This window comes from Oceanicella sp. SM1341 (assembly GCF_003448965.1).
Lineage (GTDB): Bacteria > Pseudomonadota > Alphaproteobacteria > Rhodobacterales > Rhodobacteraceae > Paroceanicella.
In genome coordinates, this window is record NZ_QRGC01000007.1 from 56,826 (window position 1) to 83,216 (window position 26,391).

Here is a 26,391-nt window from a genome sequence, read left to right on the forward strand (position 1 = left end):
GGGTGCGGCCCCGCCCGGGCGGGCGGGGCCGGCGCGTCACTCGGTGACTTCGGTGAGCAGCGGCTTGCCGGCGAAATGCGCGGCGAGGTTGTCGACCACGAGCTGGCCCATGGCCGCCCGCGTCTTGTGGGTGGCCGAGCCCTGGTGGGGCGAGAGCACCACGTTGTCGAGCAGGAAGGGCGCGGGGTCGGGCAGGGGCTCTTCCTCGAACACGTCGAGCGCTGCCCCGCCCAGCCCGCCGTTCGCCAGCAGCTCGGCCATCGCCGCCTCGTCGATCAGCGTGCCGCGCGCCACGTTCACGATGGCGCCGTCCGGCCCCAGCGCCTCGAGCACCTTGCGGCTCACGATGCCCTTCGTCTCGGCCGAGCCGGGGGCGATCACCACCAGCCAGTCCACGTCGCGGGCCATCTCCTCGAGATCGGCGTAGTATGTCCACTCCACGCCCTCCTGGGCGCGGCGGCCGTGGTAGACCACCTTCATCTTGAAGGCCTCGCAGCGCCTGGCGATCTCCTTGCCGATGCGGCCCAGCCCGAGGATGCCCACGGTGCGGTCGGTCAGCTCGCCGGTGAGCGGGTAGCCGCCCTTGGCCCATTTGCCCTCGCGCACGAAGACATCGGCCTGCGGGATGCGGCGGCACAGCGCCAGCATCAGCCCCATGGCCATCTCGGCCACGGCGTCGTTCAGCACGTCGGGGGTGTTGGTGATCTTCGCGCCGTGCTCGATGGCGAATTTCACCGGGATCGCATCATAGCCCACGCCGTAGCTGGAGATGATCTCCAGCTTGGGCAGCGCGGTGATGATCGCCTCCGGGCAGCCGAGGTGGCCGTTGGTGGCCACGGCGCGGATGCCGGGGCCGTTCTCCGCCAGGAAGGCGGTCTTGTTGTCCGCTTCCCAGTAGCGGTGGACGGTATAGGCGGCCTCCAGGGCTTCCATGCACAGCGGGTGCATGGGCCCCATCATCAGAATTTCAGGTTTCATGTAGCGGTTCTCCTCCCCGGGTCGGGCAATGGTTAACCGGCCCGGCCCGGCTTGTCGACCATGGGGCCTTCCGCGGGAGGGGGGAAGCCCCTAATCTCGGGGACCCGCCCTGCTGCCCGCCCGCCCTGCTGCCCGCCCGCCCTGCTGCCCGCCGCCCTGCTGCTACCCGGAGGAGAGATGCGCCGCTACCTGCCGTTCTGTCTCATCCTCGCGGCCACGCTGCTGGCCGGGGGGCTCGGCTGGTGGGCCGGGCGCAGCGCCGGGCTCGACAGGCTGGCGGCGCGCGGCGAGAACACGCTGCGCCTCGCGCGCGACCGGCTGGAGGGCCAGATCGACCGCTACCGCGCCCTGCCGAGGCTGGTGGCGGAGATGCCCGCCATCGCCCGCAGCCTCGAGGGGCAGCCGGGCGCCATCGCGGAGGCGAACGAGCTGATGGAGCGGCTCGCGGGCTTCACCGGCGCGCTCGACATCTACCTCATGCGCCCCGACGGCCTCACCATCGCCGCCTCGAACTGGCGGCGCGAGCCCACCTTCATCGGCAACAACTACACCTTCCGCCCCTATTTCCGCGACGCGCTGGCCGGCGGCCTCGGGCGCTACCACGCCCGCGGCTCGATCACCGAGCTGCGCGGCTATTTCTTCGCCAGCCCCGTGCGCGCGCCCGACAATGGCGTGACCGGCGTGGTGGCGGTGAAGGTCGACGTGGAAGTGCTGGAGAACGAGTGGCGCGACGAGCCGGACCTGGTGTGGTTCACCGACCGCAACTCGGTGGTGTTCATCGCCTCGCGCCCCGAGCTGGTGTTCCGCACCACCTCCTGGCTCAGCGACCGCGAGCTCACCGAGATGATCCTGTCGCGCCAGTACGACCGCGCGCCGCTGCGCAACCTGCCGGAATTCGCCCGCGGCAGCATCGAGGGCCACGAGAGCTGGAGGGTGAGCGCGCAATGGGCGCAGTTCGGCCTGCGCGCGGGCGAGGCGCTGCACCTCAGCCAGCCGGTGAACCCGCTGGGCTTCGACGCCCATATCCTCATCGACATGGAGGAGGCGCTGGCGGGCGCCCGGCTGGCCGGGGTCTCGGCCGGGGCGGTGGTGCTGGTGCTGGGGCTGGGCTGGCTGCTGCTGGCCCAGCGCCGCGCCGCCCTCGCCGCCCGGCTGCAGTTCGAGGAGGAGACGCGGGCCGAGCTCTCGCGCCTCGTGGGCGAGCGCACGCGCGAGCTCACCCGCACCAACCACCGCCTCACCGGCGAGGTGGCCGAGCGCCGCGCGGCAGAGGAGGCGCTGCGCCGCGCGCAGGACGACCTGGTGCAGGCGGGCAAGCTCTCGGCGCTGGGCCAGATGTCGGCCGGCATCAGCCACGAGTTGAACCAGCCGCTCGCCGCCATCCGCTCCTTCGCCGAGAACGGCACCATCCTGCTCGACCGCGGCCGCGAGGCGGAGGCGCGCGAGAACCTCACCCAGATCGCCGATCTCACCGCCCGCATGGCCCGCATCATCCGCAACCTGCGCGCCTTCGTGCGCAAGGAGGGGGAGGAGCTGCGCGATGTCGCCCTCGACCGGGTGGTGGAGGACAGTCTCGCGCTCCTCTCCACGCGCTTTGCCGAGGAGGGCGTGGCAGTGAGCTGGCAGCCCTCGGGCCTCGTGGTGCGCGGCGGCGGCGTGCGGCTGCAGCAGGTGCTGGTGAACCTGCTCTCCAACGCCGCCGACGCGATGCGCGGCCACCCCGACCCGCGCATCGAGGTCTCGGCCACGGAAGAGGGTGGCCGCGTTTCCTTAAGCGTGCGCGACCATGGCCCCGGCCTCACCGAGGCCGCCGAGGGCCGGCTGTTCGACCCGTTCTACACCACGAAACAGGTGGGGGAGGGCTACGGGCTCGGCCTCGGCCTGTCGATCTCCTACGGCATCGTGCAGAGCTTCGGCGGCGCGATCCGCGGGGCAAACCATCCCGGCGGCGGCGCGGTGTTCACCGTCACCCTCGCGGCCGGCACACAGGAAGCGGCCGCATGAGCGAAGACCTCCCCCTCGTCCTGCTGGTGGACGACGAGCGCGCGGTGCGCACGGCGCTGGCCCAGACGCTCGACCTCGCGGGCTTCGAGGTGCGCACCGCCTCGGCGCTGATCGAGGCGATGGACCATGTCTCGGAGGGGTTTCCCGGCGCGGTGATCTCGGACGTGCGCATGCCCGGGCGCGACGGGTTCGAGCTGATGGCCCGCATCCGCGCGCTCGACGCCGACCTGCCGGTGGTGCTGCTCACCGGGCATGGCGACATTCCCATGGCTGTGCGGGCGATGGGGGCGGGGGCGTATGATTTCCTCGAGAAACCCTGCCCGCCGGCGCAGCTGGTCGATGTCGCGCGCCGGGCCTGCGAGAAGCGCCGGCTGGTGCTGGAAAACCGCCGGCTGCGCGCGGCGCTTGCGGGGGCCGACCCCGCGGCGCGGCTGATCGGCGGCTCGGAGGCGGCAGAGCGGCTGCGCGCCCGGGTGCGCACCCTCGCCGCCACCCCGGCCGACCTGCTGGTGACCGGCGAGACCGGCACCGGCAAGGAGCTCGCCGCCCGCGTGCTGCACGACCTGCGCCACCCCGGCGCGCCCTTCGTGGCGGTGAACTGCGCGCTGCTCACCGCCGAGCAGGCCCAGCCGGTGCTGTTCGGCGGCGCGGGGCAGGAGGGGGCGGCGCGCCGGGCCGAGGGTGGCACGCTGTTCCTCGACGAGATCGGCTCCATGCCCCCCGCCCAGCAGCCCGCGCTGCTGCGGCTGGTGGAGGCGCGCGAGATCCAGCGCCCCGGCGGCACCGAGGCCTGCACCCTCTCGGTGATCGCGGCCACCAACGCCGACCCGCAGGCGCTCGTGGGCTCGGGCGCGCTGCGCGCCGACCTGTTCTTCCGCCTCGACGTGGGCCGGCTGGAGGTGCCGCCCCTGCGCGCCCGGGCCGAGGACATCCCCATGCTCTACCGGCATTTCTGCGAGGAGGCCGCCACCCGCTTCGCCCGGCCGGTGCCGCCGCCCGAGCCGGGCGAGATGGCGGCGCTGCTGGCCCGCCCCTGGCCGGGAAACCTGCGCGAGCTGCGCAACGTGGCCGAGCGGCGCGTGCTGGGCCTGGGCGAGGCGCCGGCGCCTGAGGAGGAGCCCGGCCTTGCCGGCCAGGTGAACCGCATCGAGCGCACGCTCATCGCCGAGGCGCTGCGCTCGGCGGGGGGCTCGGTGGCGGAGGCCTGCGAGCTGCTCGCCCTGCCGCGCAAGACCCTCTACGACAAGCTCAAGCGCCACGGGCTGCAGCCCGAGCTGTTCCGCGGCGAGGCCGACGCGGGCTGATTCGGCGCGCGGGCCGGGGCCGGGCGGGTTTCCGGAATGCCCCGGGCGGGCCTGTGCAGTTTTCCGCAACGTCGCGCGCCGTGCTGCACTGCGGTATGTGCATGACAATGCAAGGCATTGAAAGAAAATGAAAAACCACCCCGGAGCGGGGTGGGCTCAGCATGCTTGCACACGCCGGTTTCACTCTGCTGTTATCGCTCCACGCGCCGGTCGAAGCTGGCCGGATGCCGGTGCGAGCCGGCCAACGAATTGTCTGGGAGGACACACAGATGCGTTTTGCGACCTTCGCCGCCGCGGCGGCGCTCACCCTCGCGGCAGGCTCCGCCTTCGCCCAGTGCGACTCCGGCGAGACGGTGATCAAGTTCAGCCACGTGACCAATGCCGACAAGCACCCCAAGGGGCTTGCCGCCGCTCTCTTCGCCGAACGGGTGAACGAGGAGATGAACGGCAAGGTCTGCGTCGAGGTCTACCCCAACTCCTCGCTCTACGGCGATGACAAGGAGATGGAGGCGCTGCTGCTGGGCGACGTGCAGATGATCGCGCCCTCGCTGTCGAAATTCGAGCAGTTCACCAAGAAGTTCCGCATCTTCGACCTGCCGTTCATGTTCAAGAACATGGAAGCGGTGGACGAGTTCCAGGGCACGGAGGAGATCCAGGAGCTCAAGTCCAGCATGGTCAAGCGCGGCGTGATGGGGCTGCGCTTCTGGCACAACGGGCTGAAGCAGTTCTCCGCCAACAAGCCGCTGCTGGAGCCGGAGGACGCGAAGGGGCTGAAGTTCCGCGTGCAGTCCTCCGACGTGCTGGTGGCGCAGATGGACGCGCTCGGCGCCAGCCCGCAGAAGATGGCCTTCTCCGAGGTCTACGGCGCGCTGCAGACCGGGGTCGTCGACGGGCAGGAGAACACCTGGTCGAACATCTACGGCCAGAAGTTCTTCGAGGTGCAGGACGGCACCACCGAGACCAACCACGGCCTGCTCGACTACCTGGTGGCGGTGAACGCCCAGTGGTGGATGGGCCTGCCCGAGGACGTGCGCACCCAGATCTCCCAGATCCTCGACGAGGTGTCCGACGAGCGCAACGCCGAGGTGAACGCGGTGGACATGGCGGCGCGCCAGTCGATCCTCGACGCGGGCGGCGTGATCCGCGAGCTCACCCCCGAGCAGCGCCAGGACTGGGTGGACGCGATGAAGCCGGTCTGGGAGCGCTTCGAGGGTGACGTGAGCGCCGAGTTCATCGCCCTCGCCCAGGAGATCAACGACAAGCACTGACACCCGTGACGGGCGGGACGGGGGAGGCGGCCGCGGTGCCGGCTCTCCCGCTGCCCGTCGCCCGAACCCGCGGGGGCGTGCCGCCCGCGGGCGCTGTCCGCGGGCGTCCCGGCCCGCCAGAAGGGAGGACCGGCCATGTCCGGCAAGACAGACGCGCCGGCCGGCCCGGTCGGACGCTTCGTGAACGGGTTCGAGGAGACGGCCATCGCCGTGATCCTCGGGCTCATGACACTCATCACCTTCATCAACGTGCCGATCCGCTACCTGTTCAACGGGGTGATCCTGCCGCGGGTGGAGTTTCTCTGGGCGGTGGAGATGACCGGCTACCTCTTCGCCTGGCTGGTGATCTTCGGCATCAGCTACTGCGTGAAGGTCTCGGCCAATCTCGGGGTGGACGCGCTGATCATGGTGCTGCCGCTGCCCGTGCGCCGGGCGCTGGCGGCGATCGCGGTGGCGGTGTGCGTGGCCTACTCGCTGCTGCTCCTGAAGGGCAGCTGGGACTACTGGGCCCCCTTCGCCAACCTGCCGCCCACCACCGGGCGCTGGCTGCCCACCGGCTTCGTGCCGCAGTTCCTCCCCCAGGGCTGGTACGAGGTGAACGACATCCCCATGCCCGCGGTCCTCGAGTTCCTCTCCGGCTGGTTCAACGACGGCGACGAGTACGAGAAGATCCCCCGGGTGCTGCCCTATCTCATCCTGCCCGTGGGCTTCGTGCTGCTCACCTTCCGCTTCGTGCAGGCCGGGGTGCGGCTGGCGCGCGGCGAGATCGAGAACGTGATCGCGAGCCACGAGGCGGAAGAGCTCGTCGAGGAAGCGGCCGGCCGGGCCGACAGGGAAGGCTGATCACATGGACGTCGCACTGCTCTTCATCATGATCATCGGCCTGCTGCTGATCGGCGTGCCGATCGCGGTGGCCCTCGGCTTCTCCTCGATGGTCTTCCTGCTGGCGCTCTCGGATGCCTCGCTCGGCTCCATCGCGCAGACCTTCTTCAACGCGATGGCCGGGCATTACACGCTCACCGCCATTCCGTTCTTCATCCTCGCCTCCACCTTCATGTCCACCGGGGGCGTGGCGCGGCGCATCATCCGCTTCGCCATCGCCTGCGTGGGGCATGTGCATGGCGGGCTCGCCATCGCCGGCGTGTTCTCCTGCATGATGTTCGCGGCGCTCTCGGGCTCCTCGCCCGCCACCGTGGTCGCCATCGGCACCATCGTGATCACCGCCATGCGCCAGCAGGGCTACTCGAAGGATTTCGCCGCCGGCGTGATCTGCAACGCCGGCACCCTGGGCATCCTGATCCCGCCCTCCATCGTGATGGTGGTCTATGCCGCGGCCACCGATGTCTCGGTGGGGCGGATGTTCCTCGCGGGCGTCATCCCCGGCATCATGGCCGGGCTGATGCTGATGATCGCCATCTACGTGGTCGCCCGCGTGCGTGACCTGCCGCGCGGCGAATGGGCCGGCTGGGGCGAGGTGGGCTCCGGCGCGCGCGACGCCTTCTGGGGCCTGCTGCTGATCGTGGTGATCATGGTGGGCATCTACGGCATCCCCGGGGTGACCAACGCGCTCTTCACCCCCACCGAGGCTGCCGCCGTCGCCGCCGTCTACGCCTTCCTGGTGGCGAATTTCGTCTACCGCGACATGGGGCCGCTCGCCGGGACCGACGGCCGGCCGCTGCCCCTCTACCGCCGGCCGCTGAGCCCGCTCACCGCCTTCTTCCACCCCGACACCCGCAAGGCGCTGTTCGAGAGCGGCAAGCTCACGGTGATGCTGATGTTCATCATCGCCAACGCGCTCATCCTCAAGCACGTGCTCACCGACGAGCAGATCCCCCAGCAGATCGCCACCTCGCTGCTCGACGCGGGCCTGAGCTGGTGGAGCTTCCTCATCGTGGTGAACGTGATCCTGCTCATCGGCGGGCAGTTCATGGAGCCCTCGGGCCTGATCGTGATCGTGGCGCCGCTGATCTTCCCCATCGCCATCGAGCTCGGCATCGACCCCATCCACCTCGGCATCATCATGGTGGTGAACATGGAGATCGGCATGATCACGCCGCCGGTGGGGCTGAACCTGTTCGTCACCTCCGGCGTGGCCGGCATGTCGGTGCTGCGGGTGGTGAAGGCAGCACTGCCCTTCGTCGCCATCCTCTTCGTCTTCCTGATCATGGTCACCTACATCCCCTGGCTCAGCACCTGGCTGCCGACCAGCCTGATGGGCCCGGAGACCATCGTGAAATAGGCGGCCCGCAAACGCGCCGTCACCACGAAGGGCCCGCCCGAAAGGCGGGCCCTTTCGCATGTCACGGGGGGCGCGCGCAGGGGCCGGGCGCCGCCGGCCGCAAGGCCGGCGCTTGCCCGACGGGGCTCGATGCCCCCGAGGGCGAGGGCCCCGTGCGGGGCGATACGGTGGGGAAGGGGCGGGGGGAAGGGGCGGAGGCTTCAGGCGCCCCAGGGGCCGCCGGAGCTTGCGTTGCGCGGCGGTGCCGTGCCCTCGGCGTCGAGCCGGTCCTGCACGTTCTGCCGGGCGATGCCGCTGTCGCGGTCGGCGACGCCGAGCAGGTTCACCACCAGCCGCAGCAGGTTGTTCTCGGCGTTCGAGCGCCGGTCGTCGGCCAGCGCCACCTGCCACAGCGCCTCGACCAGGCCGAGCCGCTGCTCGTAGGGCACCGCGTCCTTCAGCGTGCGGGTGAAGCGCACCGTGTCCGGCGCGTCGGCCTCCACCGCCTCTGCCTCAGTGCGCAGGGCGTCCGTCCCCGCCGCGTCGAGGCCGAAGCGGGTGGCGAGGACGCGGTCGATCTCGGCGCGCTCGGAGGCCTCGTACACGCCGTCGGCGCGGGCCACGCGCACCAGCAGGGCGGCGAGGGCCAGGCGTTCGTCATCGGCGTGGAGACGGCGCTCCCCGCCCGAGGCGGCCCGGAGCGATTCGAAGAAATTGCTGAACATGGCTAAGGATATAACGCCCGACGGCAAAGCCTCAAGCACGCGCCCGCCCGCCCCGCAGGGCGTGATCGCGCGTGATGGGTCCGTGAAGGGTGGCCGGGGGGCGGCTCAGCGCCCCCGGTAGGGCTCGACGTATTGCAGCGCCATGTCCCAAGGGAAGAAGATCCAGGTGTCCTGGCTCACCTCGGTGATGAAGGTGTCGACCATCGGCCGGCCCTTGGGCTTGGCATAGACGGTGGCGAAATGCGCCTTGGGGTAGAGGTTGCGCACCAGCTCCAGCGTCTTGCCCGAATCCACCAGGTCGTCGACCACGAGGATGCCGGTGCCGTCGCCCATCATCGCCGCGTCGGGCGATTTCAGCACATGGGCCTCGGCCTGGGTCTGGTTGTCGTAGCTCTTCACCGAGATCGTGTCGACGGTGCGGATGTCGAGCTCGCGCGCGAGGATCATCGCCGGGGCCATGCCGCCCCGGGTGATGGCGACGACAGCCTTCCAGCTGCCGCCCTCGCCGGGCCCGTGCCCGTCGAGCCGCCAGGCGAGCGCGCGGCTGTCGCGGTGGATCTGGTCCCACGAGACGTGGAACCCTTTCTCGTGCGGCAGCCGGTCGGTCATTCCTTGCGCCCCGAGACGACGTCGATGTCCGGCGCGTCCTCGGCCTTCATGCCCACGACATGGTAGCCCGAGTCCACGTGGTGGTTCTCGCCGGTGACGCCCGAGGAGAGGTCGGAGAGCAGGTAGAGCCCCGCCTTGCCCACGTCCTGGGTGGTCACGTTGCGCCGCAGGGGCGAGTTCAGCTCGTTCCACTTCAGGATGTAGCGGAAATCGCCGATGCCCGAGGCCGCCAGCGTCTTGATCGGCCCGGCGGAGAGCGAGTTCACCCGGATGCCGCGCGGCCCGAGGTCCATCGCCATGTAGCGCACCGAGCATTCCAGCGCCGATTTCGCGATGCCCATCACGTTGTAATGCGGCATCACCCGCTCGGAGCCGGCATAGGTGAGGGTGAGCATCGAGCCCCCGTCGCCCATCAGCTTTTCCGCGCGCTGCGCCACGGCGGTGAAGGAATACACCGACACGTTCATGGTGAGCTCGAAATTCGCGTAGCTCGTGTCCACGTAGCGGCCACGCAGCTCGTTCTTGTCGGAAAAACCGATTGCGTGGACGATGAAGTCCAGCTTGCCCCAGCGGGCCTCGATCTCCGCGAACACGGCGTCGATCGACGCCGGGTCCGTCACGTCGCAGGGCAGGATCATGTCCGACCCGATCGACGTGGCCAGCGGCCGCACCCGTTTCTCAAGCGCTTCGCCCTGGTAGGTGAACGCTATCTCGGCTCCGGCGGCCGCACACTCCCGGGCAATCCCCCAGGCAATGGACTTATCATTGGCAACACCCATGATCAGCCCGCGCTTGCCGCTCATCAAACCCGCCGCACCGACCATTCCGACCTCGCACTTATCTTCTGGTTTCCCTGCCTTTAAGGTGTTTGGCTGGCCGCCGCAAGACATGGGGCATGGACTTGTGCGCCGGGGCATCTATTTTCGCCCCGTCCCGGCCCCGTGGCCGGGGCTCGCCCCGCCTTCCCGAAGGGCCGCGCGCGGGGGGCGGCGCGCGAGAGGACAGGCCATGTCGCAGACAGATGCACCATCGGGCAAATTCGCCGCCGAAGACCCGTTTTCCCTCGCCCGCGCCTGGCTTGCGGAGGCCGGGGCGAGCGAGCTGAACGACCCCAACGCCATCGCGCTCGCCACCGTCTCGCCCGAGGGGCTGCCCAATGTGCGCATGGTGCTGCTCAAGGACATCGAGGACGACGCCTTCGTGTTCTACACCAATTACGAAAGCGTGAAGGCGGGCGAGATCATCGCCACCGGCAAGGCCGCCTTCGTGATGCACTGGAAGAGCCTGCGCCGCCAGGTGCGGGTGCGCGGCCTGGTGGAGAAGGAGGAGGGCCCGGCGGCCGACGCCTATTACGCCTCCCGCTCGCTGCCCAGCCGGCTCGGCGCCTGGGCCTCGAAGCAGTCGCGCCCGCTGAAGTCGCGCGGTGCGCTGATGGCTGAGGTGGCGAAGGTGACGGCGCTCAAGGGCCCCAACCCGCCGCGCCCGCCGTTCTGGGGCGGCTTCCGCATCCGCCCGGTGGAGATCGAGTTCTGGGCCGACGGCGCCCACCGGCTGCACGACCGCTTCCGCTGGACCCGGGCAGACCCCTCCGCGACCGAGTGGGAGATCACCCGGCTGAACCCCTGAGGCGCCGGCTCCCGGGCGCCGGCGATGCCCCCGATGCCGCGCCGCCTGCCGCAGGGGCAGGGCCGCGCCGCCCCTTGCCTTTCTCTCGGGGCGGCACCACTCTCTGCCGCGAACCCCCAAGCACCCGGAGTCCCGATGCCCGACACCAACCAGCGCAAGACCCTGCTCCTGACCGGCGCCAGCCGGGGCATAGGCCATGCCACGGTGAAGCGCTTCTCCTCGGCGGGCTGGCGGGTGATCTCCTGCTCGCGCCACCCGTTCCCGGAGGACTGCCCCTGGGAGATGGGCCCGGAAGACCACATCCAGGTCGACCTCTCCGACCCCAACGCCACCATGCAGGCGGTGGAGGAGATCCGCCGGCGCCTGCCCGAGGGCCGGCTCGACGCGCTGGTCAACAACGCCGGCATCTCGCCCAAGGGCGAGGGCGGCGCGCGGCTCAACACCATCGACACCGACCTGCGCAGCTGGGGCCAGGTCTTCCACGTGAACTTCTTCGCGCCCATCGTGCTCGCGCGCGGGCTGATCGAGGAGCTGAAGGCGGCGAAGGGCGCGGTGGTGAACGTCACCTCCATCGCGGGCTCGCGCGTGCACCCGTTCGCGGGCTCGGCCTATGCCACCTCTAAGGCGGCGCTCGCCGGGCTCACCCGCGAGATGGCGAACGACTTCGGCCCCTTCGGCATCCGGGTGAACGCCATCGCCCCCGGCGAGATCGAGACCGACATCCTCTCGCCCGGCACGGCCGAGCTTGCCGCCGACATCCCCCTGCGCCGGCTCGGCCGGCCGGAGGAGGTGGCGCGCACCATCTACTATCTCTGCACCCCGGAAAGCTCCTATGTCTCGGGCGTGGAGATCGAGATCAACGGCGGCCAGCACGTCTGAGGCCGCTGCCGCGACCACACCATTGACGCGTATCTGGAAACAATGCACGCGGAGGGCGATGCCCCCGCCGGCCCGCCGCGGGGCCGGTTCCGCGCCGGGTCACTGGCCGATGAGCAGGGTGAGGCTGCGGCCGTCGGGCAGGTGCGCGTCGATGCGCTCGGCATAGCGGCCGCGATCGAGCCCGACCCGCCGGCGGCTCGCCTCGATGCGGGTGCCGGCGCTCACCGGGCCATCCACGGCCAGGGCGCGCAGCGTGGCGCGCCCGGCTTCCGGCTCGCCCACTTCCCAGATCGCCCGGCTGCCGGCGTAGAGCACCAGCGCGTGGGCGCCCTGCTGCTCCGCGACCAGGCGCAGCGGCGAGAGGCTTCCATCGAGGGTCTGCCGGGCCGGGATGCCGCGCGCATAGGCGTAGTCCGCCCGGTCGCCGGTGAGCACGTGATCGGCGGCAAGCAGTCGGCAACCGCAGGATTCGGGGGCTTCGGCGGCCCGAAGCGCGTCCCGGCAGGCCTGGGCGCCGTCCTCGAGCGCCGCCCCGAGCGTGGGGCCGGCGCCCGGCACCAGCGCCGGGCACTGCCGCGCCGGAGTGCCGGTGACCAGCACCTTCGGCTCGGTCAGCCCGAGAAAGTCGCGCCCCTCGGGCGCGTTGAACAGCAGGGGCACGAACTCGGGCGAGAGCGCCTCGCCCCGGCCGCCGGGCCCTGCCTGCGCCACGCGCGCGACGATGGCGGCGGCATCCTGCCGCGCCGCGGCATCGTCCACCCCCAGGGGCGGCAGCATGTCCGCGAGGAGATAGCGCTGCGGCGCCGGCCCGCCTGCCAGCGGCGGGGTGGCCGGGCCGGGCGCTCCGGCGCAGGCCATGAGGAGCGGTGCCGCGAGGACGAGCGGAAGGAGCCGGCCCGTGCGGGCCCGGTGCTGGGTCATCGATACGTCTTGCCTGCTGTCGTTTCCGGAAACATTATCTTGCTTTCAGACCCTTGTCGCGCATTATTGCACTCAAGGTCTTTTTGCTGCGGTTTGCGGCGACTGCATTTGGTTTGGAATGGTCGCGGTTGTTTTTGCGCGATGTCCGGTTATGCAATCGGAGGGATGATGCCTGGATTGGGCAAAGTTGTTGTCGGCGTCGTCAAATGGTACGACGCATCGAAGGGTTACGGCTTCGTGGTTGCTGACGATGGAGGGGGCGACATCCTTCTCCATGCGAATGTCCTGCGGGCGCATGGCTACGCGACCGCAGCAGAGGGCAGTACCGTCACGCTCGAGACTCAGACGACGGAACGCGGCCGCCAGGCCGTGAGCATCCTGTCTCTTGAACAGGCGACGCCGGCGGACCCGGCCTCGCAGAGCCGCGAGCCGCGGCCAACCGAGCTGGTCGCGGCCGCCGATGTCGACACACCCCTGCAGCCCGCGCGGGTGAAATGGTTCGACAAGGTCAAGGGCTTCGGTTTCGTGAACGTGTTCGGAAACCCCAGTGACGTCTTCGTTCACATGGAGGTGCTGCGCTGCAGCGCCATCGGCGACCTTGCGCCGGGCGAGGCAGTGGCGGTACGCATCATCGAGGGGCCGCGCGGGCACATGGCCGCCGAGGTCTGCGTCTGGGAACGCGCCATCGGCGAGAACCAGGCAAGGGGCGGCTCCATCGGCTGACGCCGCGGCAGGCCTGCCGGGGCTGCGGCCCGTCGAATGGCCTGTGTGAACGGAGTGTGTCCATGAACGTCTTCAAGCTCGTCGCCGCCGCGGCCCTGTGCACCGGGCTCGCGGGGCCGCTGCTCGCCGCCTGCAACCCCGCCACGGCGGACTTGCGCGGCGGATTCGGCACCGTGCGCTTCTCGGTCGAGCTGGCCGATGACGCCGAGGAGCGGGCGCGCGGGCTGATGTTCCGCGAGAGCATGCCGAAATTCTCCGGCATGCTCTTCGTCTACGACCGCGCGGAGGAGGCGAGCTTCTGGATGAAGAACACGCTGATCCCGCTCGACATGCTGTTTCTCGACGCCACCGGCACGGTGCGCCACATCCACTCCGAGGCGGTGCCGGGCGACCTCACGCCGATTCCCTCCGGGGGCCCGGCGCTGGCGGTGCTGGAGATCAACGGCGGCCTCGCCGCGCGGCTGGGCCTGAAGGAAGGCGACGTGATGCGCCATCCCGCCTTCGATCCCGCCACCGCCGCCTGGCCCTGCGACGCGGAGTGATGCGCTCTTTCCTTCCGTGACGTGCCGCGCTACATCAGCGCAAGTCGGGGCGTGGCGCAGTTTGGTAGCGCGCTGGTTTTGGGTACCAGAGGCCGGAAGTTCGAATCTTCTCGCCCCGACCATCTTCCCCCCGGGACGCCCGATCCGGCGGGGCGCGACCTCCGGCCGTGGCACGCGCTGCGCGCCAGCCGGCGGCCGGTGTCCCCCCCCGGTCCGGGGCTTCAGGCGGTGTCGCCGGCCAGTTTGAGCCCGAGCGCCGCGAAGGAGGCCGCGAAGACCCGGCGCAGCCAGGTCATCGCACGCTCGCTCTGCAGCACACGCTCCCGGCCCGTCGCCGCGACGGCCGCATACCCCATGAAGACGATGAAGGTCATCGCGGTGAAGCCGAGCCCCAGCTCGACCAGCAGCCCGGCCGGGCTGCCCAGCGGCACGAACTGGGGAATGAACGCCACGAAAAACAGCGGGAGCTTCGGGTTCAGGATGTTGAGGAGGATGCCGCGCCGGAGGAGGGTGCCGGCCGGGACCGGCTCCGACGGGCGCACCGACAGCCCGCCGCGGTCCTTCAGGATCGCCCAGGCCATCCAGAGCAGGTAGGCCACGCCCGCGAACTTGATCGCCTGGAACAGCACGGCGCTGGTGTGCAGCACTGCCGCCAGGCCGGCCATCGCGACGAGAAGGTGCAGCACCGTCGCGATGGTGCAGCCGGCAGCGGCCCAGAAGCCGGCACGCAGACCGCCGCCGAGCGTGGAGGACAGCGTGTAGACGACACCGATGCCGGGCGAGAGGCAGATGATGAAGGCGGTCAGCAGGTATTCGACGCTCATCGGGGGTCTCCGGAAAGGGGCGGGATCGCCGGCAGGCTATCGCTGCGCCGGCGCCGAGTAAACTCCGCGGAGGCGGCGGTCTCCGCGCGCGCCCCGGGGCAGGCCGGTGTGCAATGCGTGGAGACCCGGCGGCGTCCGGGCGGAGATCCGCCGGCCGCCCGGCGCCGCACCCCTGTTCCCGCGCCCGGAGGGCATCGGGCGGCAGGCGGCCCCCCCCCGGCGGAGCGGCGAGGTGGGTTCTGCTGCGTCCGGGCCCGGGTTTCAGCCCCTGTCCGCGGCGCGGCCCGGGCCGGCGAGGATGAAGTCGCGTTGTGCGGGCGTTTCGGGCACCGGCACGCCGCGCGCGCGCGTCACGCGGGCGATCGCCTCCTCCGCCGAGCCGCAGAAGGCGCCGGTGACGCAGGACACCAGCGTGCCCGAGCGGCCGATGCCGCCCCGGCAATGCACCGCCACGCCCCGCCCGCGCCGCAACCGTTCCCCCAGCTCGGCCGCCAGCGCCTCGAAGGGCGCCCGCTCCGGCAGGCCGAAATCGGGCACTGGCAGGTGGAGGAAGTCGAGGCCCGCTGCCCGGCAGGCCTCCGGTTCCGCGGCCAGCGAGAGCTCGGCGATCTCGGAGGGTTCGAGCAACGAGACCACCGTGTCGGCCCCCATGGCGCGGAAATGCGCGATGTCCCCGGCGAGCCTCTCGCCCGAGGGTGCGGGCATGATGAACAGCATGCCCGGCGCGCCGGTCTCGACACGGAAGATCGGGGGGGTCATGCGGGCTTCAGCCGGGCAGCGTGACGACCACGGCACCGCGGTCCGTCGCCACCACGGTGTGCTCGTATTGCACCACCGGGGCACGGGGCTCGGCACAGAGGGTCCAGCCGTCACCGCTCTCGCCGGCCCAGCGGCCGCCGCGCGACAGGAAGGGCTCCACGGTCAGCACCATGCCGCGGGTGATGCGGCGGCGGTCGCCGCGGGTGGCCCAGGTGGCGATCTCCTCGGGGTATTCGTGCAGCGACCGGCCCACGCCGTGGCTCGCGAGGTTGCGGATCAGCGTGTAGCCGCGGGCGGTGGCGAAGCGCTCGATCGCCTGGCCGATGCCGGCCAGCGGCCGGTCCGTCGCCACCCGCGAGATGCCGATCTCCATCGCGCGCCGGCCGTCGCGGCACAGCCGGTCCAGCTCGGGCGAGACCGGACCGGCGCGGAAGCTCGCGCCCGTGTCGGCGAAAAAGCCGTTCTTCGAGGCCGAGACGTCGATGTTCACCAGGTCGCCCGCCGCGATCACCCGCGGGCCGGGGATGCCGTGGGCGATCTCCTCGTTCACGCTGATGCAGGTGGCGCCGGGGAAGCCGTATGTGGCGTGCGGGGCGGAGAGGGCGCCGGCGCGCTCCAGCGCCCGGCGGCCGATCTCGTCGAGTTCCGCCGTGGTCATGCCCGGGGTCATCGCCCGGCCCATTTCCCGCAGCGTGTTGGCGACGATCCGGCCGATCTGCTTCAGCCCGTCGAACTCGTCCTCGTTGGTCAGTGTCATGGCGGCTCCTCTCTCCTGCCTGTGGCGCTGCGGTGCATATGGGGGGCGCGGGGGCCCGGGGGAACCGGCCGGTGCACCCGGCCGGCCCGGCGGCGGTCAGCGCACGCGCATGCCCGCTTCCGCGTCCCAGTGCAGGGGCTTGTCGCTCCTGGGCAGCGGCGCATCCGCGGCGGAGATGCTCACGCCGTATTCCCACTCCGGGGGGCAGATGGCGATGTAGCGCGCATAGCCGCCCACGCCGCCCTTGAATTTCGGGTAGCCGATGGCGACGAGGCAGCCGGTGGGCGGCACCTTGTCGAGATTGGCCACGCCCTCGGCCTGGGCGTAGCCGTTGTGCATCAGCCAGTACTCGCCCTCCAGCGTGGGGGTGGCGTCGGTGTCGAGCGGCTCATGGCCGTGGAACAGGATGTGGCGCTGCTCGTGCAGGAACTTCAGCGCATCGAGGCCCACGCCGGGGAAGGGGGTGCGGGCGGCGAATTCCTTGTCCGGCCAGCCCTTCGACCAGTCGGAGCGCACGAAGACCACCGAGCCCTCGGGGATGGTGCCGTGCTCGGCCTCGAAGGCCTCGATGTCGGAGACCTGCAGCGCGTAGCCGAAATCCTCCGCCACCTTGTCCTGCATCGGGATGACCACGAGCGGGCGCAGGGTGTAGGTGGCGGGCAGCTCGTCGATGGTGGGGTACTCGGGCGCCCAGTGGGCCGGGGGGTCGAGCTGGGTGCCGAGCTGGTCGGTCTTCAGCAGGTAGCCGGTGGCGACGAACCCGTGCTTGTCATAGGTGAAGGTGTCGCCCGCCGCGGCATAGTCGCCGAGGGCGGCGCCGGCTTCCGCCGGGGCGAAGGTCGAATCGCCGAAGCCGGGCCAGACCGGGATGGTCGGCGTGATGACATGGGTGAGGTCGACGTATTTCGCCCCCTTGAAGATGGTCTCGTAGGCGCCCCAGAGCCCGGATGCCGGTGCGGTGTCCTGGGCTGCGGCAGCGCCTGCCCAGCCGAGCGCGAATGCGCCGGCGAGAAGTGCCGAATGCTTCATTGCTGAATCTCCCTGTCTCGTGGGCCGGGGGAAGCGGACGCGGGGAGAGCGGGCGGAGGACAGGCCGGCCCCGGCGGGGCGCACCGCCTCGCCCCCTCCGGCCAATCGTGTGCCCACTGACGAGATCGTGATCGAGCCGGGCGGGGAAAGCAAGGCGCTTGGCCGGAGGCCGGCCGCTCAGAGCCGGCGCTCGAAGAACAGGTCGGGGTAGGGGTCGTCGTTGAAGCGCGGGATCTCGGTCCAGCCTGCGGCGCGGTAGAGGCGGGCGGCCTCGGGCAGGGCGGCGCTGTTGGTGTCGAGGCGCAGCGTGTCGATGCCGAGCGCGCGGGCCGCCTCCTCCACCCCTTCCATGAGCCGGCGGGCGAGGCCGAGGCCGCGGGCCGACGGCGCGACCCAGAGCCGCTTGACCTCGGCCTGCGTGCCGCCGTTGCCCTTGAGCCCCACGCAGCCGAGGGGCAGCCCGTCGGACATCGCCACGAGGAAGGCACCGCGGGGCGGGCACATGTCGGCTGCCTCCGGGTCACGCGAGAGGGCGACGTCGAAGCCCTGTTCGAAGCGCCGTGCCAGCTCGGCGTAGTAGGCGCCGAGACAGTGGCGGGCGGCCGCGCCGCGCGGGTCGGCCTGGCCGAGGGTGATGCGATCGCGCCCCAGCGCCGAGGCCACCAGGTCCATCGCGGCGAGCAGGGCCTCGGGGCGCGGATGGGAGGCGAGCAGGGCGCCGGCGCGGGCGTCCGAGAGCGTCTCGTATTCGCTGAACTCCGCCCGGCCGGCATCGGTGAGCGCGGCCACCCGGCGCCGGGCATCGCCGGGATGCGGCGCGGTGCGCACCAGCCCCTCGGCCTCCAGCCCGCGCAGCAGGCGGCTCATCAGCCCCGAGTCGAGGCCGAGATAGGCGCGGATCTCGCCCACGTCCTCGTGGCCGTTGCCGATGGCGTTGAGCACCCGGGCCGCGCCCAGCGGGCGGCCCCGGCCGAGAAACGAGCTGTCGAGCGCGCCCACCTCGGAGGTGACGGCGCGGCTGAAGCGGCGGAAGCGGGCGACGGGATCGAGCGACATGATGTCTGACTTAAGTCAGATAAATCGCGCCCGTCAAGTCGCAGGTCCCGGGCGGCAGGTTTCGGGCCGCAAGTTTCGGGGCCCGGGGCGGGCCTCAGCGCGGCTTGCGGTGCGGGAAGGAGCAGTGCCCCTCGAGCTGCAGGCCGCAGCTCTGGTCGGAGCAGGTCCGGTCCGGCTGGGCCGGGCTCTCGCAGGCGGCGAGGCTGTCCGGCAGCGCGGGGCCTGCCGGCGCGGCGGCGGGGCGGGAGAGCTGCTCGGAGATCCGCGCGATCAGCGCGGTGCGCCGCGCCCGCATGTCGGCCCCGGCGCCGCGCTGCATGAGCCCGGCGAGCAGGCTGATGTCGCCGGCGACAGTCTCCTCGGCCTCCGCGCGGCGGGGGGCGCGGGCCGGGGGGGCATCGGCCTCCGGCCCGGCGGCTGTCGGAGCGTCGTCGCGAGAGGTGTCCATGGCTGAGGTCGCAGGCTCCTGAACGCAGGCGGTTCTTCCCGCGAGGCCGGGACACAGGCTACATATACCAGTTCCCGGCCCGGCCGTATTGCGATCTCGTCAATGCCGTCAGTCCTCCGGCGGGGCGCTCAGGCCGCGGCGAAGGCGCTTTGGGCACCGGAGATCATCAGCGTGTGGAACGGCCAGCGCGCGTTCGCGAGGTCGAGGGCAAAGCAGCAGGCCCGCCAGCGCCCGTCCGGGCCGCGGCGCAGGGTGGTGGTGCTCTGCAGCGGGTCGAACAGCCGGGTGGCGCCGCGCATGAAATGCGTCTCGTAGCGGCCGACGATGAGGTTGGCACCCAGCGGGCGCACGTCGGAGGCAAGGCGGATGGTGTCGGTGATGCCCTCCCCCGAGAGCATCCGGCACAGGGCGTGGAAGCCGGTGCGCAGCCCCTCCGCCTCCGACACCTGGATGTTGGCGGTGCTGGTGATCATGGTGACCGGCAGCTCGAAAGCCGCCTGGTAGGCGTCGAAATCCGCCGCATTATAGCTGTCGCTGATGTCGTCCAGCCACTTCTGATAATTCAGCATCTGCTGCGCTCCACTGCCCCTCGAATGGTACTGATTCGAAATCTCGTTCGCACACAGGCAAACCCACGGTGAAAGCGCTACCCGATTTCCCGGCGGAAAGTGTTAACGCGGCGGGTCCACCGGCAATGATTTTTCGCGGTGCCCCGGCGGGTCGGTCCGGCCCGGATCTGCCGGGCGCCGCCGTGCGCGGCGGACATGGCGCGGTGCGTGAAGCACGGGGGCGCGCCGCGGCGGTGGCCCGGGACCGGCGCGGGGCTCCCGCTCCGGGCATGGCGCGCCGATGATCGCGCCGGGCCAGGGGCGGCCACGCGCATCGTACGGGGCGGGAAGCGGGCGGCCCGAAGCGGCCGGACCGTCGCCATCCCCCCGCGCCGCAGCCCGTGGCCGCGAATCGCCCGGAGGTCGGCGTCGGGGCGCACGCACCCCCGGGCGGCCCGCAATACGGCCGATCGGAGGATGACACCACGTCGCGGGGGCCCGGCGGCCCCGCACCGCGCGTGCCCCGCCGCCCCTGTCTCTGTCCCGCCCTGCGCGACCGGCCGCCGGCGCAGCGGGGCTTTGTTTCCGGATTTCTGCACGCCTCGCGTGCAATAGGCGGCGATGCGCAAAGCCACCGGCTCGACCGGCAATATTCCGCCTATCCCATTGACGCAGCGTGAAGTCTTGCCCGGAGAGCGGATAAGCAAATTAAATTGACTATCGAAAAATGCCTTCCTACCCTCCATTTTCAGGGGCGCCCCGAGGGGTGCCCGGGCCCGGCATTGTTCCGCGGGCCCTCCCTGGGGGGAACAGGGATGCTGTCATCGAGGTGACACGCTTCGGCGCCGCCGCTGTGCGGGCGGCCCCACGTACGGGTTTGCTTTTTGCATCACGCGTTCGGAACGGCGGTCGGTCGCCGCGCCTGATCCGGGTATTTTCCACGGCGTAGCACCTGGCAGTCTTGCAGGTTTTCCAGCCCTCCACGGCCTTGCCGTGAACCGGGCCGTTGCGTGCCGACGGTGCCGTTGTCCGCCGCCAGTTGCGGCAGGACGCGCGCCGCCCTGTGCCACATCGCAACTATTCGGAAGCGGAACCCATCATGACCCCACCGTCTGCGAAGGCTTCTGGAAGGCCGCGCATGCACCATATCGACTGGATGCGCGCCTTTCTCATGGCGCTCGGGGTGCCCTATCACGCGGCGCTCATCTATTCCCACGGCACCGAGTGGTTCATCCACTCGGAGGAGAAGAGCGCGCTGCTCACCTATTTCGCCTCGCTCACCAACAGTTTCCGCATGCCGGCCTTCTTCATCATCTCCGGGATGCTGGCCGCCATCACCATCGGCACGGGCAGCACCCGGGACTGGACCCTGTCGCGGCTCACGCGGCTGCTCGTTCCGCTGGCGGTGGCGACGCTGCTCATCAGCCCGCTGGTGATGCTCGCCCACCAGGTCTTCCTCGCGGGGGGCGGGGCGGAGGGCGACATCCTGCCCGGCCTGCTGGCGGAGATGGCCCTGATCGACCAGAACTGGGTGGGGCACCTGTGGTTTCTCTACGCGCTGGCCTTCTACTTCCTCATCGCCGCCGGGCTGCACGCGCTGCGCGACACGCGGGCGATACGGAGGCTCCGGGGCGGCGAGGGCGGGCGGCAGATCAGCCTCTACGCCCTCTGCGTGATCATCGTGATCTACACGCTGGCGGTGCGCACCGGCACCTTCGGGGTGGAACGGCTCACCGGCTTCGATTTCCGGCTGTTCGGCATCATGAACCTGGAGGCCTGGGCGCTGTTCCTGCCGTATTTCCTCGTGGGGTTCGCCTTCCGCTCGCTCACCTTCGCGGAGCCGGGCAACGGGCGCTACATCATCATGGCGCTGATGGCCGTCGGCTGCGCCAGCGCGTTCAACCAGCCCGACGAGCTGAACAAGCTGCTGTGGTATTCCACCTCCGCCGTGCTTTCGGTGCTGGTGAGCCACGAGCTGATGCGGCTGTTCCGGCGCTACTGCACCGCTGAGAACCGCGCGGTCTCGCGCATGAGCCGGGCCTCCTACACGATCTACCTGTTCCACATGCCGGTGGTCTGCCTGCTCGGGGCCTGGTTCACCACGGTGGATGCGCCGGTGTTCGCCGAGTTCCTCGCGCTCTGCGCGGTGGGGATCGCGGCGCCGGTGCTGTTCCACGAGCTGATCTCGCGCTCGCGGCTGGCGCTGTTCCTGTTCAACGGCGCGCCCCTGCGCCGGCGCGGCCGGGCCGCGCCTCCGCGGCTGCTGCCGGCCCAGGGCCGGGCGGCAGGACTGCGCGCCGTGCTATCCCCCGGGGCCGACTGAGGGGGAGCCCACCGGCCGGGCCGCGCGCTCCCCCGCATGGTCCGGCCGGACCAGTCCCGGACACAGGGCAAGGCCACCGGGCCCGCTCCCCGCACCGGGGGCGGGCCCGGCGGCCCTTGCGGGGCAGCGCGCCCGCGAGGGCTGGTGAAATCCTCAGGATGGGTTAGTCTCGGCAGGCGTGAGGCGGGCGCGAGGTTGCGCCGCGTCACGCACGGGGCGCTGCCCCCCGGTCTCTGCCCGAGGCCGGTGCGGCCCGGGGGGGAACGGATGCAGCACGGCCGGCGGCCGGGCGCGCGTCCCGTGGCAGAGGTGACGATGGACGCGCTCATTCCGGCTGTGGCCGTACTTGTCTTCCTGCTGCCCGTCTTCGCGCGCACCTCCGGCTGGCTCGCGCTGCTCACCGCCATCGCGCTCGTGCCCTGCGCGGGCTTCCTGCTGGCCAGCGCGGTGAGCGAGGACACCAGCAGCGGGCCGAGCGCGCTCTGGCTCGCCATCGTCTTCGGCACGCTGGCGTTGTGCGGCGGGGTGGGGCGCTACGCCTCCATCCGGGCGCGGCGGCGGGGCACGCCCCGGCTGCGCTCGGCCTGGATGGAGGCGCTGATGCTGCTGATCGGGCTCGGCTTCCTCACCCTGCTCTCCTACCTCGCCACGCCCTGAAGGCACCCGCCTGAAGGCGCGCAGGCTTCAGAGCTGGCGCGCCGCGGCGCTGCGGCCGTCCTCGAGGAAAAGATGCACGTGCCCGGGCGGCAGGGCGTAGCGCAGCTTCGCGCCCGCCTTCGCCTCCACCGCGCCGGAGCCGCGGGCGATGAGGGTGGCGCCGCCGGGCAGCCTCGCGTGCACGAGATGGCTCTCGCCGAGGTTCTCCACCCGCTCGACCGTGACCGCCAGCGCGCCCTCGGGGTGCTCCTCCAGGTGCTCGGGGCGGATGCCGAGGGTCTTCACCCCCTCCGGCGCGCCGCCGATGCCCAGCGGCAGCGTGGTCTCCAGCCCTTCCCCGAAGCGGCAGGCGAGCCCGCCCTCCGCCGCGGCCGACACCTGCACGGCCAGGAAGTTCATGCTCGGCGCGCCGATGAAGCCCGCCACGAAGAGGTTCGCGGGCTGGTGGTAGAGCTCGAGCGGCCGCCCCACCTGCTCCACCCGCCCGTCGCGCAGCACCACGATGCGGTCGGCCAGCGTCATCGCCTCCACCTGGTCGTGGGTGACGTAGATCATCGTCACGTCGGGCAGGCGCTCGTGCAGGTTGGCGATCTCGCCGCGCATCTGGGTGCGCAGGGAGGCATCGAGGTTGGAGAGCGGCTCGTCGAACAGGAACACCTTTGGCTGGCGCACGATGGCCCGGCCGATGGCCACGCGCTGGCGCTGGCCGCCCGAGAGCTCGCGCGGCAGCCGCTCCAGCAGCTCGGTGAGCTCGAGCGTGGCGGCCACCTCGCGCACGCGCCTGTCCACCTCCGCCTTGTCGCGGCGCTTGAGGGTGAGGCCGAAGGCGATGTTCTCGAACACGGTCATGTGCGGGTAGAGCGCGTAGCTCTGGAACACCATCGCCACGCCGCGCTTTGCCGGGGGCAGGGCGTTGACCACCGCGCCGTCGATGGAAAGTTCGCCGGCCGAGATGTCCTCCAGCCCGGCGATGAGCCGCAGCAGCGTGGACTTGCCGCAGCCCGAGGGGCCGACGAACACCACGAACTCGCCGGAGGGGATGTCGAGGTCGACACCGTGGATCGCCTCGTGCCCGCCGAAGGACTTGCGCAGGCCACGCAGGGAAAGCTCGGTCATAGGTCAGTCATCCTTTCACGGCGCCGGCCGTCAGGCCCGCCACGATGCGGCGCTGGAAGATCAGCACCAGCACGATGAGCGGCACGGTCACGATCACCGAGGCCGCCATGATGTTGCCCCAGGGCAGCTCGTATTGCGTGGCCCCGGTGATGAGCGCGATGGCCACGGGCACCGTGCGCATCTCGTTGGAGAGGGTGAAGGTGAGGGCGAAGAGGAACTCGTTCCAGGCCACGATGAAGGCCAGCAGGCCGGTGGCGGCCATGGCCGGGCCCATCAGCGGCAGGAACACCCGGCGCACCACCTGCAACGGCGTGGCGCCGTCCACGAAGGCGGCCTCCTCCAGCTCCTTCGGCAGCTCGGTCATGAAGGTGGTGAGCACCCAGACCGTGAAGGGCAGGGTGAGCACCATGTTGGCCAGGATCAGCCCCGGTAGCGAGTTGAACATGCCGAGCACCCGGATCATCTCGAACATGCCCGAGAGCACCGCCACCTGCGGGAACATCGACACCGCGAGGATGGTGACCAGCAGCAGCCCGCGGCCGCGGAAGCTCACCCGCGCCAGCGCGTAGCTCGCCAGCACCCCCAGCGTGAGCGAGATCGCCACCACCGCGAAGGCCACGATCACCGAGTTGAGGATGTTCCGCCCGAAGGGCTGCTCGGTGAAGATGGAGACGTAGTTCTCCATGTTGAACGTCGGCCAGTAGGTGACCTCGAACAGCTCCGAGCCGGTCTTGAAGCTCGACACCACCGCGTAATAGAACGGGAACACCGAGAACAGCATGATGACGAGGATGAACGCGTAGAAGCCCGCGCGCCCGGCAAGGGTTCTGGGCATCATCGCGCACCTCCCGTCAGCCGCACCCGGCCGAGCGTGAGCACCGCCGCCGTGAGCACGGCCACCATCACGAAGAGCAGGGCCGCGGCGGCCGAGCCGTAGCCCACGTCCTGGAAATCGACGAGTTGCTGGCGGGCGAAGACCGACATGGTCATGGTGCTCTCGTTGTTCGCGGTCATGGCATACATCAGGTCGAAGGCGCGCAGGGCGTCGAGGCCGCGGAAGATCACCGCCACCATCAGCGCCGGGCGGATGAGCGGCAGGGTGACGCGGAAGAACACCCGCACCGGGTGGATGCCGTCGATGCGCGCGGCCTCGTAGATGTCGCGCGGGAGCATCTGCAGGGCGGCGAGCACCAGGAGCGCCATGAAGGGCGTGGTCTTCCAGACGTCCACCGCCACGATCGCGGTGAGGGCGGTGGCGGAATTCGCCATCCAGGCCACCGGCTGGTCGAGCAGGCCGAGGCTCATGCCGAGGTCGTTGATCAGGCCGAACTGGTCATGCAGCATCCAGCCCCACATCTTGGCCGAGACCACGGTGGGGATGGCCCAGGGGATGAGCACGGCGGCGCGCACGATGGCCCGGCCGCGGAAGGGCACGTCGAGGGCGAGCGCGATGCCCACGCCCAGCACCGTCTCCAGCGCCACCGAGACGAAGGTGAAGTAGAGCGTGTTGCCCACCGCCTGCCACCAGTTGCCGTCCTCCAGCAGGCCACCCCACTCGGAGTTCCAGAAGTTCTCGAAGCCGATGAAGGAATAGCCGTTGTCGGTGAGGCTGGCGTCGGTGAAGGCGAACCACAGGGTGCGCCCCAGCGGCCAGCCGGCCGCGAGGGCGAGCGCCAGGAGCATCGGCGCGAGGAAGACCAGCGCCGAGCGCACCTTGGCGCGGGTGAGTTCAGAGCCTTGCATGGGCGTGGCTTACCAGCCGCGCCGCTTCACGGACCCCAGCTCGTCCGCGAGGTCGGACATCGCCGTCTCCGGGTCCTCGTTGCCCTCCAGCGCCTCGTGCACCTTGCCCCAGAAGGCGGCGGAGACGCGGTTGTACTTCTCGCCGGTCACGCCGGAGGGCCGGGCCACGGCATTCTCGAAGGTGGCGTAGAGGTCGCCGAAGAAGGGCACGGCCTCGAGCACCTCCTCGTCCTGGTAGAGGTCGGTGATGGTGGGGTTGTAGGAGCCCTCGATGGCGCGGCGCTTCTGCTCCTCGGGAGAGGTGAGGAACATCACCAGGTCGGCGGCGATCTCGGGGTGGGCGGAGTATTTCGACACCGCGAGGTTCCAGCCGCCGAGCACGCCGGTGTGCTTGCCGTCCTCGCCGCCCCTGGGCAGGGCCACCACCCCGACCTTGCCCCTGATCGGGCTGTCGTCGGACTGGGCCAGCGCCCAGGCGTAGGGCCAGTTGCGCATGAACACCGCGTTGCCGGACTGGAACACGCCGCGGCTCTCCTCCTCGGTGTAGTTGAGCACGCCCGGGGGCACCATGTCCTCCATCCAGGAGGCGGCCTCGGCGACGGCGCTCACCACCTCGGGCGAATCGACCACCACCTCGCCCTCGGCATCGACGATCTCGCCGCCGTAGCTGTCGATCCACTCCAGCGCGTTGCAGGTGAGCCCCTCGTAGGCGCGGGCCTGGAAGACGTAGCCCCAGAGGTCGTCGTCGCCCTCCTCGCGCTCGCCCTTCTGCACGATGCGGGCGGTCTCGGCCATCTCCTCCCAGGTGGTGGGCACCTCGCGGCCGTATTTCTCCAGCAGGTCGGTGCGGTAGAACAGCACGCCCGCATCGGTGAACCAGGGCATGGCCTTCAGCTCGCCGTCGACGGTGTTGTTCTCCACGATGGCCTGGAAGTGGTCGTTCTCCGCGCCCTCGGTGTAGGGCTTGAGGTCGATGAAATGGTTGCCGAGGATGCCGGGCCAGACCACGTCGACCTGCAGCACGTCGATGTCACCGGCGCCGGCGGCGAGGATCTGCTGGTAGAGCGCCAGCCGCTCCGAACTGGAGTTGGGGGTGGAGACGACCTTCACGGTATTGCCGGTCTGCTCCTCCCATTTCTTCACGCCGTCCTTGCAAAGAGTAAGCTCAATACCCAGCGCGCCGCAGGAAATGGAAATCTCTTCGGCACTGGCAGTCGTCACGAAAGTCCCGGCCGCAATACTTGCGGCGCCAACAAATAATCCGAGTTTCATGGCTAAGTTCCTCTCCCATCCGAGATCGCCCTGAGGGCAGGGTTCTGCTTGCCCTGAATGGT

Annotated in this window: 27 protein-coding genes and 1 tRNA gene; 12 read left to right on the forward strand and 16 right to left on the reverse strand. The window is 70.6% G+C overall.

All coding sequences use genetic code 11. From position 1 onward, the window contains the following. Positions 1-36: 36 nt before the first annotated feature. The gene (locus tag D3P35_RS08780; protein ID WP_118134343.1) at positions 37-978 is read right to left on the reverse strand and encodes a 2-hydroxyacid dehydrogenase; all 942 of its coding nucleotides are present in this window, start codon (positions 976-978) and stop codon (positions 37-39) included. Between the two features lie 177 nt (positions 979-1,155). Between D3P35_RS08780 and D3P35_RS08785 the strand changes: the two genes are divergently transcribed. From D3P35_RS08785 to D3P35_RS08805, 5 genes are all read left to right on the forward strand, one after another. After that, on the forward strand, positions 1,156-2,982 hold the full coding sequence (locus D3P35_RS08785) for an ATP-binding protein (RefSeq protein ID WP_198670519.1): 1,827 nt from the start codon (positions 1,156-1,158) through the stop codon (positions 2,980-2,982). Continuing rightward, positions 2,979-4,286: a sigma-54 dependent transcriptional regulator gene (locus D3P35_RS08790; RefSeq protein ID WP_118134345.1), complete on the forward strand. Its 1,308-nt coding sequence runs from the start codon at positions 2,979-2,981 to the stop codon at positions 4,284-4,286. The genes D3P35_RS08785 and D3P35_RS08790 overlap by 4 nt, the downstream gene beginning before the upstream one ends. 269 nt (positions 4,287-4,555) lie before the next feature. Further along, positions 4,556-5,554, forward strand: coding sequence for a TRAP transporter substrate-binding protein (locus D3P35_RS08795; RefSeq protein ID WP_118134346.1), 999 nt, complete (start codon positions 4,556-4,558; stop codon positions 5,552-5,554). Positions 5,555-5,689: 135 nt separating this feature from the next. Then, positions 5,690-6,397 carry a TRAP transporter small permease gene (locus tag D3P35_RS08800; protein WP_118134347.1) on the forward strand — a complete coding sequence of 236 codons (708 nt, stop codon included), beginning with the start codon at positions 5,690-5,692 and terminating at the stop codon, positions 6,395-6,397. Positions 6,398-6,401: 4 nt separating this feature from the next. Further along, on the forward strand, positions 6,402-7,793 hold the full coding sequence (locus D3P35_RS08805; RefSeq protein ID WP_118134348.1) for a TRAP transporter large permease: 1,392 nt from the start codon (positions 6,402-6,404) through the stop codon (positions 7,791-7,793). 200 nt (positions 7,794-7,993) lie between these two features. Here D3P35_RS08805 and D3P35_RS08810 read toward each other — a convergent pair whose 3' ends face one another. From D3P35_RS08810 to fabI, 3 genes are all read right to left on the reverse strand, one after another. Next, positions 7,994-8,497, reverse strand: coding sequence for a TerB family tellurite resistance protein (locus tag D3P35_RS08810; RefSeq protein ID WP_118134349.1), 504 nt, complete (start codon positions 8,495-8,497; stop codon positions 7,994-7,996). 105 nt (positions 8,498-8,602) lie between these two features. After that, positions 8,603-9,106, reverse strand: coding sequence for a xanthine phosphoribosyltransferase (gene gpt, locus D3P35_RS08815; protein WP_118134350.1), 504 nt, complete (start codon positions 9,104-9,106; stop codon positions 8,603-8,605). After that, entirely contained in the window at positions 9,103-9,930 is an 828-nt protein-coding gene (fabI, locus tag D3P35_RS08820) for an enoyl-ACP reductase FabI (RefSeq protein ID WP_118134351.1), read from the reverse strand. The genes gpt and fabI overlap by 4 nt, the downstream gene beginning before the upstream one ends. 184 nt (positions 9,931-10,114) lie before the next feature. On the opposite strand from fabI, the gene pdxH reads away from it, so the two are divergent. Both pdxH and D3P35_RS08830 read left to right on the forward strand, forming a co-directional pair. Beyond that, on the forward strand, positions 10,115-10,732 hold the full coding sequence (pdxH, locus tag D3P35_RS08825; protein WP_118134352.1) for a pyridoxamine 5'-phosphate oxidase: 618 nt from the start codon (positions 10,115-10,117) through the stop codon (positions 10,730-10,732). Between the two features lie 135 nt (positions 10,733-10,867). Next, positions 10,868-11,611 (forward strand): SDR family NAD(P)-dependent oxidoreductase, encoded by a 744-nt coding sequence (locus D3P35_RS08830; protein ID WP_118134353.1) that lies wholly within the window; start codon positions 10,868-10,870, stop codon positions 11,609-11,611. 99 nt (positions 11,612-11,710) lie between these two features. Here the strand turns inward: D3P35_RS08830 and D3P35_RS08835 are convergent, their stop codons facing one another. After that, complete coding sequence (locus tag D3P35_RS08835) at positions 11,711-12,532, reverse strand: hypothetical protein (RefSeq protein ID WP_118134354.1); 822 nt, start codon at positions 12,530-12,532, stop codon at positions 11,711-11,713. A 168-nt stretch (positions 12,533-12,700) separates the two neighbouring features. Between D3P35_RS08835 and D3P35_RS08840 the strand changes: the two genes are divergently transcribed. From D3P35_RS08840 to D3P35_RS08850, 3 genes are all read left to right on the forward strand, one after another. After that, complete coding sequence (locus D3P35_RS08840) at positions 12,701-13,255, forward strand: cold-shock protein (protein ID WP_232830436.1); 555 nt, start codon at positions 12,701-12,703, stop codon at positions 13,253-13,255. 62 nt (positions 13,256-13,317) lie between these two features. Then, entirely contained in the window at positions 13,318-13,797 is a 480-nt protein-coding gene (locus D3P35_RS08845; RefSeq protein ID WP_118134356.1) for a DUF192 domain-containing protein, read from the forward strand. Positions 13,798-13,842: 45 nt separating this feature from the next. After that, positions 13,843-13,919: transfer RNA gene (locus D3P35_RS08850), tRNA-Pro, on the forward strand. Positions 13,920-14,018: 99 nt separating this feature from the next. On the opposite strand, the gene D3P35_RS08855 is transcribed toward D3P35_RS08850, so the two are convergent. The 7 genes from D3P35_RS08855 to D3P35_RS08885 form a co-directional block, all read right to left on the reverse strand. Further along, positions 14,019-14,621, reverse strand: a complete 603-nt coding sequence (locus tag D3P35_RS08855) for a LysE family translocator (protein ID WP_118134357.1) — start codon at positions 14,619-14,621, stop codon at positions 14,019-14,021. Between the two features lie 261 nt (positions 14,622-14,882). Then, a complete protein-coding gene (locus D3P35_RS08860) occupies positions 14,883-15,380 on the reverse strand; it encodes a dual specificity protein phosphatase family protein (protein WP_118134358.1) in 498 nt (165 codons plus the stop codon). Positions 15,381-15,387: 7 nt separating this feature from the next. Further along, positions 15,388-16,137: a type I methionyl aminopeptidase gene (gene map, locus D3P35_RS08865; protein WP_118134359.1), complete on the reverse strand. Its 750-nt coding sequence runs from the start codon at positions 16,135-16,137 to the stop codon at positions 15,388-15,390. A 96-nt stretch (positions 16,138-16,233) separates the two neighbouring features. Beyond that, positions 16,234-17,166: a cyclase family protein gene (locus D3P35_RS08870; RefSeq protein WP_118134360.1), complete on the reverse strand. Its 933-nt coding sequence runs from the start codon at positions 17,164-17,166 to the stop codon at positions 16,234-16,236. 177 nt (positions 17,167-17,343) lie between these two features. Then, entirely contained in the window at positions 17,344-18,222 is an 879-nt protein-coding gene (locus tag D3P35_RS08875; RefSeq protein WP_118134361.1) for a bifunctional helix-turn-helix transcriptional regulator/GNAT family N-acetyltransferase, read from the reverse strand. Between the two features lie 94 nt (positions 18,223-18,316). After that, positions 18,317-18,670 (reverse strand): hypothetical protein, encoded by a 354-nt coding sequence (locus D3P35_RS08880; protein ID WP_118134362.1) that lies wholly within the window; start codon positions 18,668-18,670, stop codon positions 18,317-18,319. Between the two features lie 128 nt (positions 18,671-18,798). Beyond that, positions 18,799-19,239, reverse strand: coding sequence for a hypothetical protein (locus D3P35_RS08885; RefSeq protein ID WP_118134363.1), 441 nt, complete (start codon positions 19,237-19,239; stop codon positions 18,799-18,801). Positions 19,240-20,356: 1,117 nt separating this feature from the next. Here D3P35_RS08885 and D3P35_RS08890 point away from each other — a divergent pair. Further along, positions 20,357-21,541, forward strand: coding sequence for an acyltransferase family protein (locus D3P35_RS08890; protein WP_157982078.1), 1,185 nt, complete (start codon positions 20,357-20,359; stop codon positions 21,539-21,541). Positions 21,542-21,856: 315 nt separating this feature from the next. Next, on the forward strand, positions 21,857-22,198 hold the full coding sequence (locus D3P35_RS08895; RefSeq protein WP_118134365.1) for a hypothetical protein: 342 nt from the start codon (positions 21,857-21,859) through the stop codon (positions 22,196-22,198). A 27-nt stretch (positions 22,199-22,225) separates the two neighbouring features. Here the strand turns inward: D3P35_RS08895 and D3P35_RS08900 are convergent, their stop codons facing one another. The 4 genes from D3P35_RS08900 to D3P35_RS08915 are packed head-to-tail and all read right to left on the reverse strand — an operon-like array spanning position 22,226 to position 26,278. Further along, positions 22,226-23,314: an ABC transporter ATP-binding protein gene (locus D3P35_RS08900; RefSeq protein WP_118134366.1), complete on the reverse strand. Its 1,089-nt coding sequence runs from the start codon at positions 23,312-23,314 to the stop codon at positions 22,226-22,228. Between the two features lie 7 nt (positions 23,315-23,321). Next, the gene (locus D3P35_RS08905; protein WP_232830437.1) at positions 23,322-24,152 is read right to left on the reverse strand and encodes a carbohydrate ABC transporter permease; all 831 of its coding nucleotides are present in this window, start codon (positions 24,150-24,152) and stop codon (positions 23,322-23,324) included. After that, complete coding sequence (locus tag D3P35_RS08910; protein ID WP_118134367.1) at positions 24,149-25,057, reverse strand: carbohydrate ABC transporter permease; 909 nt, start codon at positions 25,055-25,057, stop codon at positions 24,149-24,151. Before D3P35_RS08910 ends, D3P35_RS08905 begins: the two co-directional genes overlap by 4 nt. A 9-nt stretch (positions 25,058-25,066) precedes the next feature. Beyond that, entirely contained in the window at positions 25,067-26,278 is a 1,212-nt protein-coding gene (locus D3P35_RS08915; RefSeq protein WP_198670520.1) for an ABC transporter substrate-binding protein, read from the reverse strand. Positions 26,279-26,391: the final 113 nt, after the last annotated feature.

Coding starts and splice junctions, on each gene's coding strand:
- D3P35_RS08780 (WP_118134343.1), bottom strand. CDS start 978: ATGAAACCTGAAATTCTGATGATGGGGCCCATGCACCCGCTGTGCATG.
- D3P35_RS08785 (WP_198670519.1), top strand. CDS start 1,156: ATGCGCCGCTACCTGCCGTTCTGTCTCATCCTCGCGGCCACGCTGCTG.
- D3P35_RS08790 (WP_118134345.1), top strand. CDS start 2,979: ATGAGCGAAGACCTCCCCCTCGTCCTGCTGGTGGACGACGAGCGCGCG.
- D3P35_RS08795 (WP_118134346.1), top strand. CDS start 4,556: ATGCGTTTTGCGACCTTCGCCGCCGCGGCGGCGCTCACCCTCGCGGCA.
- D3P35_RS08800 (WP_118134347.1), top strand. CDS start 5,690: ATGTCCGGCAAGACAGACGCGCCGGCCGGCCCGGTCGGACGCTTCGTG.
- D3P35_RS08805 (WP_118134348.1), top strand. CDS start 6,402: ATGGACGTCGCACTGCTCTTCATCATGATCATCGGCCTGCTGCTGATC.
- D3P35_RS08810 (WP_118134349.1), bottom strand. CDS start 8,497: ATGTTCAGCAATTTCTTCGAATCGCTCCGGGCCGCCTCGGGCGGGGAG.
- gpt (WP_118134350.1), bottom strand. CDS start 9,106: ATGACCGACCGGCTGCCGCACGAGAAAGGGTTCCACGTCTCGTGGGAC.
- fabI (WP_118134351.1), bottom strand. CDS start 9,930: ATGGTCGGTGCGGCGGGTTTGATGAGCGGCAAGCGCGGGCTGATCATG.
- pdxH (WP_118134352.1), top strand. CDS start 10,115: ATGTCGCAGACAGATGCACCATCGGGCAAATTCGCCGCCGAAGACCCG.
- D3P35_RS08830 (WP_118134353.1), top strand. CDS start 10,868: ATGCCCGACACCAACCAGCGCAAGACCCTGCTCCTGACCGGCGCCAGC.
- D3P35_RS08835 (WP_118134354.1), bottom strand. CDS start 12,532: ATGACCCAGCACCGGGCCCGCACGGGCCGGCTCCTTCCGCTCGTCCTC.
- D3P35_RS08840 (WP_232830436.1), top strand. CDS start 12,701: ATGCCTGGATTGGGCAAAGTTGTTGTCGGCGTCGTCAAATGGTACGAC.
- D3P35_RS08845 (WP_118134356.1), top strand. CDS start 13,318: ATGAACGTCTTCAAGCTCGTCGCCGCCGCGGCCCTGTGCACCGGGCTC.
- D3P35_RS08855 (WP_118134357.1), bottom strand. CDS start 14,621: ATGAGCGTCGAATACCTGCTGACCGCCTTCATCATCTGCCTCTCGCCC.
- D3P35_RS08860 (WP_118134358.1), bottom strand. CDS start 15,380: ATGACCCCCCCGATCTTCCGTGTCGAGACCGGCGCGCCGGGCATGCTG.
- map (WP_118134359.1), bottom strand. CDS start 16,137: ATGACACTGACCAACGAGGACGAGTTCGACGGGCTGAAGCAGATCGGC.
- D3P35_RS08870 (WP_118134360.1), bottom strand. CDS start 17,166: ATGAAGCATTCGGCACTTCTCGCCGGCGCATTCGCGCTCGGCTGGGCA.
- D3P35_RS08875 (WP_118134361.1), bottom strand. CDS start 18,222: ATGTCGCTCGATCCCGTCGCCCGCTTCCGCCGCTTCAGCCGCGCCGTC.
- D3P35_RS08880 (WP_118134362.1), bottom strand. CDS start 18,670: ATGGACACCTCTCGCGACGACGCTCCGACAGCCGCCGGGCCGGAGGCC.
- D3P35_RS08885 (WP_118134363.1), bottom strand. CDS start 19,239: ATGCTGAATTATCAGAAGTGGCTGGACGACATCAGCGACAGCTATAAT.
- D3P35_RS08890 (WP_157982078.1), top strand. CDS start 20,357: ATGCACCATATCGACTGGATGCGCGCCTTTCTCATGGCGCTCGGGGTG.
- D3P35_RS08895 (WP_118134365.1), top strand. CDS start 21,857: ATGGACGCGCTCATTCCGGCTGTGGCCGTACTTGTCTTCCTGCTGCCC.
- D3P35_RS08900 (WP_118134366.1), bottom strand. CDS start 23,314: ATGACCGAGCTTTCCCTGCGTGGCCTGCGCAAGTCCTTCGGCGGGCAC.
- D3P35_RS08905 (WP_232830437.1), bottom strand. CDS start 24,152: ATGATGCCCAGAACCCTTGCCGGGCGCGCGGGCTTCTACGCGTTCATC.
- D3P35_RS08910 (WP_118134367.1), bottom strand. CDS start 25,057: ATGCAAGGCTCTGAACTCACCCGCGCCAAGGTGCGCTCGGCGCTGGTC.